The following is a 13601-nucleotide window of genomic DNA, read 5'->3' as shown; positions in this document are numbered from 1 at the left end:
CCCCTGACGCCCCGGCCGCACATCACCCTTGCCATCCCCGAAATACTGTATATATTCACAGTACCGTTATTAACTGAGCCCTACCTGTGCCCCGATGCTCTGGCTGTGTACCCGTTTTCCCCTGCTGCCACTGGCGGTCTTTGCCGCCGAGCGCAGCGCCCGTCCCACCGCGATTGCGGCCGGGCAGCGCGTGGTCATGGCCAATGCCGCGGCCCTGGAAGCCGGTATAGAAGCGGGATTACTGGTCAGCCGGGCACGCAGCCTGCACCAGGCCCTGCAGGTGATACCGCAAGAACGTGAACGCGAGCAGCAGGCACTGGAGCGCCTTGCCACCTGGAGCTATCGCTTTACCCCCCAGGTCAGCCTGCGCCAGCCGGATGCCCTGCTGCTGGAAATAGGCTCCTGCCTGCGCCTGCACGGCTCGCTGGAAACCTTCTGGCAGCGCTTTAGCAGTGGTCTTGCTGAGCAGGTCAGCGCACCTGTGTTCGGCCTCGCCCACAGTCCGGAAGCCGCCAGCCTGCTTAGCCTGCATGACCCCGAGTCGCCGCTGGCCTGCTGGCAACCTGACACACAGGCACTGGACCGGGAAAAGCTGCTGCAGCGCCTGCGGGCACTGCCGGTGGACAGCCTCGACTGCAGTGCGCGGGTGCGCAAACAGTTGCACGGCATGGGCCTGCGCCAGCTCGGCGCAATACTGCGCCTGTCGCGCGCACAGGTGGGCAAACGGTTCGGCAAGGAATTCTGCCGCTATCTGGACCGCATCGACGGGAGTGAAACCGATCCACAACCGCTGTTCGCCCCTCCGGAGGTATTCCGGCAGGAAGTCCAGATCGGCCACAGTCTCACCTCCACCGAGCAGATGCGCTTCCCCATGGGGCGCCTGCTGGGCTATCTGGAAGATTACCTGCGCGTGCGCCAGCTGCTGTGCGGCCGGCTGCACTGGACCTTTATCAGTGCCGACAAACAATCGCGCGAGCTGGCCGTGGACCTGGCGCAACCGGGTAACGACCGGGAAACCTTTGCCAGCCTGAGCCAGCTCAAACTGGAGCAGCAGCGCTTCCCCGACGGAGTGGAAACCATTCGCCTGCACAGCGATGCATTCAGCCCGGTTGCCGACCAGTCCCTGCTGGGCGCGTCCGACCTGTTCCCGGATCCGGCACAGCAACAGGCGCTACAGCAGGAGAAGTTGCGGCGCCTGGCGGACAGGCTCAACGCCCGTCTCGGCAGCGGCGCCGCAATGCAGTTTGCACTGGTGGAGAACCATGTGCCGGAACTGTCGTGGGAAGAGCGGCCGTTTCCCATCAGCAGCGGCAAGGCCCGGGCAGAGATCGCCATCGAGACACTGCCGCCGCGGCCGCACTGGCTGCTGCCTAAACCCGAGCTGCTGCCATTGCGGGATGACAAGCCCTGGTACAACGGACCGCTGACCCTGGTAGAAGGGCCGGAACGGATCGACGGTAACTGGTGGCAGGCTCGCTGCGCGCGGGACTATTACATCGCGGCAACTGAAGACGGCGGCCTTTACTGGATCTTCCAGCACCTGGGCAACCGACGCTGGTTCCTGCACGGCGTGTTTGCGTAGCGAGCACTGGCTATGTCATACGCAGAGCTCCATTGCCTGAGCAACTTCACCTTCCTGCACGGCGCCTCGCATCCCGAGGAGCTGGTGCGGCGCGCCGCAGAACTCGGCTACAGTGCCATCGCTATTACCGACGAATGTTCCCTGGCCGGCGTAGTGCGCGCGCACAATGAAGCCAAGGTACACGGCATCAAGCTGCTGATCGGCAGCACCTTTCGCCTGCGTGAAGAAACCAGCATTGCCGTGCTTGCGCAGAACCGCGGCGGCTATGCGGCGCTGTCACAGCTGATCACCCGCGCGCGCCGGCGCAGCCCCAAGGGCGAGTATGAACTTGGGTTAAAAGACCTGAAAAAACATCTGCGCAACTGCCTTGTGATCTGGCTGCCGGAGCGACACCGGCTGGATGAAGAAGCAGCGCTGGGCGCACAGCTGGCGCAGTGGTTTCCCGGCAGGATGTGGGTAGGTGCCCACCTGCACTGGCACCATAGCGAGCAGGAATACCTGGAGTCGCTGTACGGGCTTGGCACCCTGCTGGAAGCACCGCTGGTGGCCTGCGGCAATGTGCATATGCATATTCCTGCGCGCAAGCCGTTGCAGGACGTGCTGACCGCCATCCGCCACAACACCAGCGTCGAACAGCTTGGCCACAGGCTCATGGCCAATGCCGAACACTACCTGCGCCCGCGGCAATTGCTGCAAAGCCTTTACCCGAAAAAGCTGCTGCAGGAAACCACACGGGTTGCCGCACAATGCAATTTCTCTCTCGACACCCTGCGCTACGAGTATCCGGGGGAAGTAGTCCCGGAGGGCAAAACGCCATCGGAGTACCTGCGCGAACTGGTGGAAGATGGTGCGCAACAGCGCTGGCCGGAAGGCACTGCAGACAGCGTGCGCCAGCTGATTGAAAAGGAACTGGCGCTGATCGCAGAGCTGCAATACGAGCATTATTTCCTCACTGTATACGACATAGTCCAGTTCGCCCGCAGCCAGCAGATCCTCTGCCAGGGGCGCGGCTCCGCTGCCAACTCCGCTGTGTGTTACTGCCTGTTTATCACCAGCGTCAACCCGGCGGAAAGTTCACTGCTGTTTGAGCGCTTTATCTCCCGTGAACGCGACGAGCCGCCAGATATCGATGTGGACTTCGAACACGAGCGGCGCGAGGAAGTCATTCAGTACATCTATCGCAAGTACGGCCGCGAGCGTGCCGCCCTCGCCGCAACGGTCATCAGCTATCGCGCCCGCAGTGCCGTGCGCGACGTGGGCAAGGCGCTCGGCCTCGGCGAGGAACTGGTGGCGCAGCTGGCCCGCTCACTGTCGTGGCGCAGGAACCCCGCCCTGCTGAATGAAAAACTGCAGGAAGCCGGCATCGATCTGCAATCCCGCATCGCCCAACAGTTTGTGGCACTGGTGGAGGAGATCGTCGGCTTCCCGCGCCACCTGTCGCAGCATGTGGGCGGTTTCGTGATTGCCAAAGACACCGTCAGCGCGCTGGTGCCGGTGGAGAACGCGGCCATGGAAGACCGCACCATCATCCAGTGGGACAAGGACGACCTGGAATCACTCAAGCTGCTGAAAGTAGACGTGCTGGCACTGGGTATGCTGAGTGCGATTCGCAAGAGCCTCGGCTACATATCCGGTTACCTGGGCAGGCCATTCGAGCTGGCGCAGATACCGCGCGACGACAAACCTACCTACGACATGCTGTGCGAGGCAGACAGCATCGGCGTGTTCCAGGTGGAGTCGCGTGCACAGATGAGCATGCTGCCGCGGCTGCGCCCGCAGTGCTTCTACGACCTGGTAATCGAAATCGCCATTATCCGCCCGGGCCCGATTCAGGGGGGCATGGTGCATCCCTTCCTGCGTCGCCGCCAGGGACTGGAAAGCCCGGAGCAGGACGAGAATTATCTCAAATTGCGCAATGTACTGGCGCGCACCCTCGGTGTGCCAATTTTCCAGGAACAGGTGATACAGATCGCCATGGAAGCTGCCGATTTTTCTGGCGGCGAAGCCGACCAGCTGCGCCGCGCTATGGGTAGCTGGGGCAAGAACGGCAACCTGCTGCACTACCGCCAGAAACTGATCGACGGCATGCTCGCCAACGGCTACAGCGAAGACTATGCCGGGCGCCTGTTCGAGCAGATGAAAGGCTTTGGCGATTACGGCTTCCCCGAATCCCACTCCGCGAGCTTCGCCCTGCTGGCCTATGCCTCTGCGTGGATCAAGCGGCATCACCCCGCGGCATTTTTCTGCGGCCTGCTCAACAGCCTGCCAATGGGCTTCTATTCCGCATCACAGCTGATCCAGGATGCGCGCCGCCACCATGTGGAAATCCTGCCGGTGTGCGTCAACCACAGTGACTGGGACCATACCCTCATCGCCACCAGCAACCCGGGCAAACCGCAGCTGCGCCTCGGCCTGCGCCTGGTGCGCGGGCTCGCCAGGCAGGCCGCAGAAACACTGCTCACCGCACGCGGCACAACGCCCTTCGCAAGTATCGGCGATCTCAACAATCGCTGCCGTGCCGGTAGCTATCGGCTCAGTAGCCGCGACCTCGACTGCCTTGCCCACGGTGATGCCCTGCACAGCCTCAGCGGCCACCGCCACCAGAGCCAGTGGGAAGTCAGCGCCATCGAGGAGTCGCGCCCGCTACTGGTGGAGGATGGCCCGCTGCACGATGGCAGTTACCTGCCGACACCACTGGAGGTGGAAGAAGTGAGTGCAGACTATCAGCACCTGGGGCTCAGCCTGCGCCGCCACCCTCTTGCATTGTTACGTACGCAGCACCCGTTCAGCCGCTGCACCCGTGCAGCGGATCTGGCGAAACTGACGCACGGGCGTTTCGTGCGGATTTGCGGCCTGGTGACCTGCCGCCAGCGTCCGTCGACTGCCGCCGGGGTACTGTTTATGACACTGGAAGATGAAACTGGTAACAGCAACATCGTGGTCTGGGAGGGTGTGCAGGAGCGGCACCAGCGGGAAATCCTGCGCGGCAAGCTGTTGCTGATCAAGGGTACGGTACAGCGTACCGAAAGCCGCTTTGCCGACGGTGTGGAAACCACGCCGGTAATCCATGTGGTGGCAGGCAATATCCAGGACCTGAGCGACAGGCTCACACTGGATGTTCAATCACATGATTTTCACTGAATCAGCCAACCCGATCACTGCTCTGCCACCTCGGCACGCATCTGCTCACCGAATTCAGCCAGGCGCTGCATATAGATTTGCTTGCTCTCGTCAGTGTCTGCAAGCGTCACCGCGGTCCGAAAATCCTCTCTGGCCTGGTCATAGCGGCCAAGCTGGTGATTTACCTTGCCGCGCAGGAAGTGCAGGCGATGATCCTCGGGAATCTTGCGCAGGGCGCGCTGCAGGTTGCTACGGGCCGTGCGGTAGTCACCCGCCTCGAATGCCTGCTCTGCCAGGTGATAGAGATAAAACGGGTTGCGCTGGCGATGGAAAACCACCATCTGCGCATAGGCATCAGCCTCGGCAAAGCGCCCCTGCGCGCGATAGAGTCGCTCCAGGTTACTCATCGCCAGCAGGTTATCCGGCCGGATAAGCAACGCCTGGCGATAGCTCTGCTCAGCAGGGCCTTGTTTGCCACTGCGGCTATAGAGGCCGCCCAGGTTCACCCAGAAATAACTGTTGCCCGGGTTGAGGTCCAGCGCCTTGCGCATATTCAGGAACGCCAGCTCCGGCTGCCCGCGGTTCATGGCCTCTACCCCGCGATTACTGTAGTAATAGGCAAATGCCTCGCGGTCGGTCAGGCGCCACTGTGGATAGGTGGCGTCATAGGCGGCGAGGTTGAAATCCATTACCCGGCGGCCGTGCGGCTGCTCCACCACCACATTGATGTGCTGGTAGGTCACAAAACTGCGGTCGTCCTGCCCCCAGGTCGGCGGTACCTCGACAAAGTTGTAATAGGCGTTGGTGCCCAGCTCCCGCGACAGCGCCACCATCATGTTCGCGAACGACATGCAGTTACCAACCCGGCTATCGAAGGTCTCACTGGCCGGAAAGGTCTGGGAAGCGTCGTATTGCATATTGAAACGGCCCCGGCCCCAGGTCCGTAGCAGGCGATTAAGGCGGGTATGCGGGGAGGCATCCGGGGAGATGGTATCGAGGAAGCCCCGCATCTCCGGGGAGAGCTGCAGCACAGGGTCCGCCGGCAGCTCGGCAGAAGTCACCTCACGCCCCAGCAGTGCCTCGCCGCTCAGCAGGTAACCCGCATCCACGGGCTCCTGGATCACAGGCTGGCGCGGGTTGGCGCAGCCACTGAGCAAGGCACAGCAAAGCAGGACGAGGACCAGCCCCTTCAAATTATTCTCCCGGTTGTCATACAGCTCATACAACGACAAAAAGGCACACCACAAGACTGTACATTTATTGAGCGGGCAATTGCAATCCCCTCCTCGAGCGTCCCGGTACATGCCCGGGTATTCGGCCACCCACAAAAAAGGCCGCTGTCTCCAGCGGCCTTCTCGATCATCCGGGTGTCAGAGGGATCAGGCTGCGGAGCCTGAAGCGCCTTTCACGCCAGCCTGGGTTCCCTCACTTCGGGCTTCCCAAGACTTGGACTTGAGGCTGATCAGGGCGATCACCGCACCGATACCAATACTGAAGATCGCGATCTGCAGGTACAGGTTCGGCAATGTAGAAACATTCTCCGGGTCAAAGTTACCTGCAAGCAGACCGGCGATTACGTTACCGATAGAGTAAGTCAGTACGAACACACCCATCATCTGGCCGGCAAAACGGCGCGGGGACAGCTTGCTCACTGCACTCAGCGCTACCGGGCTCAGGCACAACTCACCCACCGTGTGCAGGAAGTATGTGGCTACCAGCCAGTAAGGTGCCACCTTGAGGCCAGCTGCCGCCTGCTGGGCGGCGAAAAACATAACGATGAAGCCAGTAGCCATGATCATCAGGCCGACTGCACACTTGAGGGTGTACGACGGGGAGATCATGCGCTTACCCAAGTTGATCCACAGCGCGGCAAAGAAGGGCGACAGAATAATAATCGTAAGCGGGTTAATATTCTGGAACCAGCTCACCGGTACCTCGAAGGAACCGATCATGCGGTCGGTGAAATCCTGGGTGAATAGAGTCAGAGATGAACCTGCTTGCTCGAAACCGGACCAGAAGCAGGCCGAAGCCACACAGACCAGGAACAAAGCCCACATGCTTTTTTTCTCAGCCTCGCTAAGGCCACCACCAAAATAGATATAGCCGAAGTAGAGAAGGAAAATTGCAGTGAACGCATAGGCTACATACTCGGCCATAGCTACGGGGTTAATAGTGATTACTCCCGCCATGGTAAGGCCGGTGATCGCCACCGCAGTAGCAACGACGGCCCAAATCACGCTCCATGCCTTTTTAGCACCTGCAGCACTCATCGGGTGCTCCGGCTCAAGACTGGCATCGCCCAAGTTACCGATAGTCTTGCGATACTGGATCAGGCCGATTGCCATACCCACGGCCGCTGCACCGAAGCCCCAGTGCCAACCAACTTTCTCACCCAATGTGCCTACGACCATGTAGCCAATGAATGAACCGATGTTGATACCCATGTAGTACAAGGCGTAGCCGCTGTCCCGGCGCACATCATCAGGCTGGTATAGGTGACCGACCAGAGCACTGATATTGGGCTTGAGCAGGCCGGTACCAGTCGCAACGAGAATCAGGCCGACAAAGAAAGTGCTTTCACTCGGAATGGCCAGAACAATATGGCCGCACATGATAATGATGCCGCCGTACCATACGGTGCGCTGGCCACCGAGCAGGCGGTCAGCAATCCAGCCACCCGGCAGGCCGAGGAAGTACACCGCACCGGTGTAGAGGCCATAGATGGCCGCGGCTGCAGCTGCGGTGAATGCGAGGCCTTCTCTCTGCAGACTGGCGGTCATAAACATGACCAACAGGGCGCGCATACCGTAGTAGCTCATGCGCTCCCACATCTCAGTGAAAAATAGGGTGGATAGCCCTTTCGGGTGACCGAAGAAGCCCTCGGTGTTCTGGTGTGCATTCGACGACATAAGCTGAATCCCACTTGTTATTAAAATTTATTGCTGCGTCCGCGCTCAACCGGCGTCCGGCTTTCAAGAACAAAACCCCCCGAGTGTAACAGCTGGGGGATTGTCAGGCGAATCGTTGCAATTGAAACCGCCAAGTCCCGTATCCCGGTGACTGTCAGGGTATCAGAGGGACCATCTCGGCATAAAATTTACACACACAAGCCGAGTGGTTATTTTTCAGCGCTGCCGGAATCACCTTGCAGGTCGGTCAGCGTGAAATGGTGGCTGGAGATATGGAAACCTTCCCGCAGGTAAAAACCGTGCGCGGCAAACCGCTGCACACCGGAGTCGAGGTGCAGTTCGACACAATCGTTTTCGCGCCCGAACTGCTTCAGCCAGCTGATCAGTAGCTTGCCCGCACCACCCGATCTGCAGTGCTCCGCAGTTACCAGATCGTCAACGTAGATATGCTTACCCCAGGCGAGTTTGCGCGAAATGACAAACCCGGCCGCTGCGACGACCTCCCCCGCATGCTTCACGTACGCCACCCGATATCCTTCTGCCAGCTGTTCGAGCACGGCTTCTCTTATGGACTCCAGCGTGTATTGCGGGCGCAATTCCAGCAACACGGTACAGACCGGGTCCAGGTCCCGGCCCCCATCCAGCAAAAATACTTCCATATTTCTCACGCGCGCTCCCATCTCTGCTCCCTGTGACACACGGACAATCATCCACGCACCTGCACGGCCCATCAAGGCATCAAAGAGGATTGCTGTGGTAGTCGTTTTCCCATGACCTATGTGGCACCATCCCGAGCAGAGATGATCAACCGGAAATACAGTTAAAGCAATGCAGATCTGGGTCGATGCCGATGCCTGCCCGGTACCGGTAAAAGAAGTTCTTTTTAAAGCGGCGCGCCGCACGGAAACCCTGGTGACCTTTGTGGCCAACCACACGTTGTCCATTCCCCCGTCGCCGTTCCTTAAATTCCTGCAGGTCGAGAAAGGCTACGACATTGCCGACAACGAAATTGTCAGGCGGGCACAGGAAGGCGACCTGGTGATCAGCGGCGATATCCCCCTGGCCGCAGAGGTGATCGAGAAAGGAGCACAGGTCATCAATACCCGCGGCGAGCGCCTGACCAAAAACAACATCGGCGCACGCCTCAACATGCGCGACTTTATGGAAACCATGCGCTCAAGTGGCGTCCAGTCCGGCGGTGCGCCACCCTACAGCCCCCAGGACAAACAGGCATTCGCCAACCAGCTCGACCGGATGCTCGCGCAGAAGCGCTGATTTGCGTAGTGCTGTGTAATTGACAACCAGTAAGGCGCTGCCGAATATTTGAACGGTACAATAAAATGAGGGAGACACCTCAATGCCTTACAAAACCGCACATTATTGGTTACTGGCGCTAATACCCGTCACGGTCATTGCATTCTGGCCATCTTACTTTGGCCGGCTGGGCACCGCGAACTACGTCCACCATTGGCACGGCATCACCGGAACAGCCTGGATCCTCCTGCTTGCGGCACAAAACTGGCTGGCTACCCGAAAAAACTTTAATGCTCACAAGCAGTTAGGCCTAACACTATTCGTGCTTGTTCCTTTGCTGATCGGATCCTTTGCCCTGGTATCCCACCTGGGCGCAGTCAGGTTCGCCGCCGGGAGCCCGTTTTATGCACAAGTCGGCATGCCGTTGCTGACCGCCGATATTCTTTATGTTTTCGCTACCGCGCTGCTGGTCTATCTGGCGCTTAAGTTCCGCCGGAATGTGAAGCTTCACTCGGCACTAATGCTCAGCACCGTCATCGCCATGATCTCGCCGATTTTTGCCCGCCTGCTTGGCAACTATGTGCCGGGTCTGCTGGTCACAGGGCTCGAAACGCTGTATCGCTTCGAGTACAACGTACTACTGAGCATGGCCCTGGCGGTAGGGATTACAATTTTCCTGTACCTGCGCAACAGGAAGGATGGCTGGCCATGGCTACTCGCCGGTGCGATCACGCTTTTCTCCTATATCCTTTTTTGGACTCTGGGGCGTACCGATGCCTGGAAAGACATGATGATGGCATTAAGCAATGTGTCCGCCATTGCTGTCTTTGCCTTCGGGACCGTACTGGGGATGATTGCCTGCATGGCAGGCTGGTTGGCAGCTACCCGTCAACCCGGGGCCGCGCCCGCGGCAGCCTGAAAAAATCACGCGTTTCTAGATATTACTGAGGAGAAAGCGCAGGCCAATCAGGAACAGCAGCAGGCCAAACAGCTTTTTCAATACCTCCGGGGACAGGCTGTGGGCCAGCTTAGCCCCGACCTTGGCCATCACGCTGCTGGTGATGACTATCCCCAAAAATGCCGGCCAGTAGACATAGCCACTGCTCCAGGCCGGCAGTGCCGGGTTGTCCCAACCCTGCACCATAAAGCTCAATGTGCCGGATATTGCGATGGGCAAACCACAGGCAGCCGAGGTGGCAACGGCGCGCTGCATGCGCACACGAAATCGGCTCAGCAGTGGCACCGTCAGTGAGCCACCGCCAATACCAAAGATGGCCGAGGCCCATCCGATCAGGCCGCTCGCACCCAGAACTACCGGTGCAGCCGGAATCTGCTCTTCACCATCGGCAGCGGCCGCGCGCCGCGACAGCCACATACGAATACCGATCGCTATGGCAAACACACCGATCAGCAACTGCAGCTTCGCGCCGGGAATATAATCCGCGGTGATGCCACCGAGCCAGGAGCCTACAAAAATCGCCGGCGCCATGCGCCGAAACAGGGGCCAGTCCACCGCACCCTTGAGGTGATGCGCGCGAATGGAGCTGAGGGAGGTGATGATAATGGTCGCGAGGGAGGTGCCCACTGCCATATGTGTCAGGACAGCACTGTCGAATCCCTGCGCGCTAAATGCCAGCACCAGCGCCGGCACAACGATCAGGCCCCCGCCCACACCAAAAAGGCCCGCGATCAGGCCGGCGGCGATACCGACACCGAGATAGATCAGTAATATTTCCACAGGCCTTCCCTTCCCGTTACCGCAATCGGCGAATATTGAATGACGCGGCTACTCGACCGTGAGCCAGGCGAAGCCCTGCTCCTGGCACGCATAAATGCAGTTGGCTGCTGCTTCCGCAACCTCTGCCAGCGCCTTCTGCGCGACTTCAATACTGTTATTTTTCTCACTGATATGGGCAACCACCAGGTGCTGCAGATGACTGCTGCCAGTCCGGTGCAGGAATCCGGCTGCCTGCTGGTTGCTCAGGTGCCCGTAGGCGCCGCCGACCCGGCGCTTGAGTGACGGTGGATAAGGCCCGGCCGCCAGCATCTGCGGGTCGTGGTTGGCCTCCAGCACCAGCGCATCGCAACGGCCGAAATGCGCCTCGACGTGCGGCGTGACAGTTCCCAGGTCTGTGAGCAGTCCCACTGACTTGCCGGCACAGGCGAACACATACTGCGCTGCCTCGCGCGCATCGTGTGGCACTGCCACAGGCGTGACCTCGATATCACCAACACTGAACGGTTCATGGCCCTCGATCAGGTGCAGCTGCGGCAGCTTGCCGATATCACGCGCACGGAAAGTACCCGGCGTCATGTAAACAGGAATACCGTACTTGCGCGCAAGCGGCGCGACACCGGAAAGGTGGTCACTGTGTTCGTGGGTGACGACAATCGCAGACAGGTCTTCAGGCGACGCCCCGAGCCGCGCCATGCGCCGCTCGGTTTCCTTGATGGTAAAACCACAATGCGCCAGCAGCAGCTGGCCGGAGGACTCGACCAGCGTGCCATTACCGCGACTGCCGCTGCCAATAGAGGCAAAGCGAAGCGTCATCGACAGATCAAATCAGGTTACGGCGAATCTCGGACAGCAACTTGGCTGCCTTGTTCCGGGAAATCGGCATACCGCGGGTATCGCGCACCCGCACCTCGATATTGCTGGTGCCCTGGTACATGAACACGATATAGCCCGGGATATCCCGCTGGGTTTTCACGTCCTGCTCCGGCACCGCCAGCATGGCTTCAGGGTCGATGTTCGCCAACAGTTCCGGCAGGGTCAGGTTGGTATCCGCCGGGATCTCTTTGTTGTCGCGACGGAACACACCGGAGAACCAGCCATCCTCTTCTTCTGACAGGCGCGATTCGTCGTAGCTCACGTAGAAGATATGGATATCGGAATCATCCAGGTGGGTGCGGAAAGCACCGTTGTTCAGGGAGTGGGAAACTGTTGCCCAGGCGCGACGCATGCGCAGCGCCATCGCCAGGTATGGCTCCTGTCCGCGCGGTTCTGCCAGGCGCACCTTGTTGGCCGTATTGCCGCCAATCGCGCGCGCCACCAGGGAAGCAGAAGCTGCACCGCCCGCATCCGTAGTCGCCAGTGAGGACGACAGTTCGTCGATCATCCAGCCCTCACGCTCGGGATTGTCGGACTTGCGCGGCCAGTCGACGCGGACACTGTCCGGCATGTCATTGGAAACACTGTGGTGCAGCACATGGATCTCAGTGGTATCCGGCTGAACGCCCTCTTCAATCTGGAGGCGGTACTTGTCCTTGTTGGCGGTATCGTCCTTGAAGCGCAACCAGCCGGTTTCCAGCGTGCCGGCACTGGCATCAGCAGCGGCCAGCGGCAGTTTTGCGGAGCTGAGGAAATAACGCACCTGCGGCCACACCTCTTCCGGCGGCTGGTTTACCAGAACCCAGCGGCTGGTGCCCAGCTTCTGGATCTTGACCCGGTCGATCATCACATTGACGGCCAGCGGCTGCGGGCGCGGCACCTCGAAGTCCTCTGCCTGACGACTCTGGTCAGCTACCAGAGGCACCTCGTAAAGTTCTTCCTGGGCCGCGGTTTCGACCCCGGCCGGCAGTGCCAGCGGTGGCAGGGTGCTGGCACGCAGGTAGTCGTTACTCTTGTCCCGGAACAGGCCCTCTTCGCCAAACAGTGCTCCACAACCGCTTGTCGACACAGCCAGGGCCGCCAGCGCAGCACTCGTCAGAATTCTCTTCATTATTTTTACCTAATTTTCGTTCCGGGACGGCAGACCTTGCCGACCTTAAAGTACGCCCGCCTGGCGCATTGCCTCTCGTACAGGCTCATGGAATTGCTCTGACAAAGGTGTCAGTGGCAGGCGGATACCGGCCGGCATCCTGCCCATTTCCTGCAACGCCCATTTAACCGGTATCGGGTTGGACTCCAGAAACAGGTTTTGGTGCAGTTGCGCGATTCTTTTATTGATAGCACGGGCCGTTTCGGCGTCACCGCCAATGGCCGCCTCGCACATCTGCGAGACCGCTGCCGGCGCCACATTCGCGGTGACACTGATGTCACCCTTGCCACCCATCAGCATCAGTTCGACTGCGGTAGCGTCATCCCCGGAAATCACCACAAAGTCGGCCGGCGCCGCCTCAATCAGGCTGCGTGCCCGCTCAAGGTCACCGGTGGCTTCCTTGATACCGACAATATTGGGCACCCCAGCCAGTCGCAGCACGGTCTCCGGCAACATGTCCACGGCGGTACGGCCGGGCACGTTGTACAGGATCTGGGGAATATCCACCGCTTTCGCCACGGCGAGGTAGTGCTGGTACAGGCCTTCCTGGGTCGGCTTGTTGTAATACGGGGTTACCAGCAGGCAACCGTCGGCACCGCATTTCGCCGCCGCCTCAGTCAGCTCGATCGCCTCCTGGGTAGCGTTGCCGCCAGTACCGGCAATCACCGGAATACGCCCTGCGGCCTGGTCGACCACGTGGCGAATCACCTCCAGGTGCTCGTTCACATTGAGAGTCGCGGATTCACCGGTGGTTCCCACCGCAACAAGCGCGTGGGTTCCCTGCTCTATGTGCCATTCAACCAATTTATGCAGGCTTTCCCAGTCGATTGAACCGTCTGCATGCATTGGTGTGACCAGGGCCACCATACTCCCTGAAAACATCGCGAATTTCTCCCGGAAATCAGGCCCGGGCTTCTGCCCCGGGCGGCTATAAAGGCGCAATGTTACTGACAGGCATCATTGCGCACAAGCTGG

Annotated in this window: 11 protein-coding genes; 4 read left to right on the top strand and 7 right to left on the bottom strand. The window is 59.9% G+C overall.

The features are described 5' to 3' along the window. Positions 1-94 precede the first annotated feature (94 nt). Together QSJ80_RS07755 and QSJ80_RS07750 are read left to right on the top strand one after the other, a co-directional pair. Positions 95-1582, top strand: a complete 1488-nt coding sequence (locus QSJ80_RS07755; protein ID WP_285763861.1) for a Y-family DNA polymerase — start codon at positions 95-97, stop codon at positions 1580-1582. 12 nt (positions 1583-1594) lie between these two features. Next, complete coding sequence (locus QSJ80_RS07750; RefSeq protein WP_285763860.1) at positions 1595-4723, top strand: error-prone DNA polymerase; 3129 nt, start codon at positions 1595-1597, stop codon at positions 4721-4723. A gap of 14 nt (positions 4724-4737) precedes the next feature. On the opposite strand, the gene QSJ80_RS07745 is transcribed toward QSJ80_RS07750, so the two are convergent. The 3 genes from QSJ80_RS07745 to QSJ80_RS07735 all read right to left on the bottom strand — a co-directional run bounded on the left by QSJ80_RS07745 (position 4738) and on the right by QSJ80_RS07735 (position 8270). Next, positions 4738-5895 (bottom strand): tetratricopeptide repeat protein, encoded by a 1158-nt coding sequence (locus tag QSJ80_RS07745; protein WP_285763859.1) that lies wholly within the window; start codon positions 5893-5895, stop codon positions 4738-4740. Positions 5896-6081: 186 nt separating this feature from the next. After that, on the bottom strand, positions 6082-7611 hold the full coding sequence (locus QSJ80_RS07740) for a peptide MFS transporter (protein ID WP_285763858.1): 1530 nt from the start codon (positions 7609-7611) through the stop codon (positions 6082-6084). A gap of 209 nt (positions 7612-7820) precedes the next feature. Further along, a complete protein-coding gene (locus tag QSJ80_RS07735) occupies positions 7821-8270 on the bottom strand; it encodes a GNAT family N-acetyltransferase (protein ID WP_285763857.1) in 450 nt (149 codons plus the stop codon). A 169-nt stretch (positions 8271-8439) separates the two neighbouring features. Here QSJ80_RS07735 and QSJ80_RS07730 point away from each other — a divergent pair, with 169 nt between their 5' ends. Both QSJ80_RS07730 and QSJ80_RS07725 read left to right on the top strand, forming a co-directional pair. Continuing rightward, positions 8440-8886 (top strand): YaiI/YqxD family protein, encoded by a 447-nt coding sequence (locus QSJ80_RS07730; RefSeq protein ID WP_285763856.1) that lies wholly within the window; start codon positions 8440-8442, stop codon positions 8884-8886. An 82-nt stretch (positions 8887-8968) separates the two neighbouring features. Continuing rightward, the gene (locus QSJ80_RS07725; protein ID WP_285763855.1) at positions 8969-9784 is read left to right on the top strand and encodes a hypothetical protein; all 816 of its coding nucleotides are present in this window, start codon (positions 8969-8971) and stop codon (positions 9782-9784) included. Positions 9785-9799: 15 nt separating this feature from the next. Here QSJ80_RS07725 and QSJ80_RS07720 read toward each other — a convergent pair whose 3' ends face one another. Genes QSJ80_RS07720 through dapA form a run of 4 tightly spaced genes read right to left on the bottom strand, consistent with a single transcriptional unit; the run spans position 9800 to position 13508 of the window. Further along, positions 9800-10603: a sulfite exporter TauE/SafE family protein gene (locus QSJ80_RS07720; protein WP_285763854.1), complete on the bottom strand. Its 804-nt coding sequence runs from the start codon at positions 10601-10603 to the stop codon at positions 9800-9802. Positions 10604-10651: 48 nt separating this feature from the next. After that, complete coding sequence (locus QSJ80_RS07715; protein ID WP_285763853.1) at positions 10652-11416, bottom strand: MBL fold metallo-hydrolase; 765 nt, start codon at positions 11414-11416, stop codon at positions 10652-10654. Positions 11417-11423: 7 nt separating this feature from the next. Then, on the bottom strand, positions 11424-12587 hold the full coding sequence (locus QSJ80_RS07710; protein WP_285763852.1) for an NlpB/DapX family lipoprotein: 1164 nt from the start codon (positions 12585-12587) through the stop codon (positions 11424-11426). Between the two features lie 45 nt (positions 12588-12632). Continuing rightward, on the bottom strand, positions 12633-13508 hold the full coding sequence (gene dapA, locus QSJ80_RS07705) for a 4-hydroxy-tetrahydrodipicolinate synthase (protein ID WP_285763851.1): 876 nt from the start codon (positions 13506-13508) through the stop codon (positions 12633-12635). Between the last annotated feature and the right edge of the window lie 93 nt (positions 13509-13601).

It is taken from the genome of Biformimicrobium ophioploci, from assembly GCF_030270605.1.
GTDB classification, from domain to species: domain Bacteria; phylum Pseudomonadota; class Gammaproteobacteria; order Pseudomonadales; family Cellvibrionaceae; genus Biformimicrobium; species Biformimicrobium ophioploci.
The sequence above is the reverse complement of the archived record's forward strand: the minus strand, read 5'-3'. Positions and strand labels throughout refer to the sequence as shown.

What these genes read in the sequence shown, in the direction of transcription:
- QSJ80_RS07725 (WP_285763855.1), top strand. Translation starts at nt 8,969, where the DNA reads ATGCCTTACAAAACCGCACATTATTGGTTACTGGCGCTAATACCCGTC.
- QSJ80_RS07735 (WP_285763857.1), bottom strand. Translation starts at nt 8,270, where the DNA reads ATGGAAGTATTTTTGCTGGATGGGGGCCGGGACCTGGACCCGGTCTGT.
- QSJ80_RS07715 (WP_285763853.1), bottom strand. Translation starts at nt 11,416, where the DNA reads ATGACGCTTCGCTTTGCCTCTATTGGCAGCGGCAGTCGCGGTAATGGC.
- QSJ80_RS07710 (WP_285763852.1), bottom strand. Translation starts at nt 12,587, where the DNA reads ATGAAGAGAATTCTGACGAGTGCTGCGCTGGCGGCCCTGGCTGTGTCG.
- dapA (WP_285763851.1), bottom strand. Translation starts at nt 13,508, where the DNA reads ATGTTTTCAGGGAGTATGGTGGCCCTGGTCACACCAATGCATGCAGAC.
- QSJ80_RS07740 (WP_285763858.1), bottom strand. Translation starts at nt 7,611, where the DNA reads ATGTCGTCGAATGCACACCAGAACACCGAGGGCTTCTTCGGTCACCCG.
- QSJ80_RS07730 (WP_285763856.1), top strand. Translation starts at nt 8,440, where the DNA reads ATGCAGATCTGGGTCGATGCCGATGCCTGCCCGGTACCGGTAAAAGAA.
- QSJ80_RS07755 (WP_285763861.1), top strand. Translation starts at nt 95, where the DNA reads ATGCTCTGGCTGTGTACCCGTTTTCCCCTGCTGCCACTGGCGGTCTTT.
- QSJ80_RS07750 (WP_285763860.1), top strand. Translation starts at nt 1,595, where the DNA reads ATGTCATACGCAGAGCTCCATTGCCTGAGCAACTTCACCTTCCTGCAC.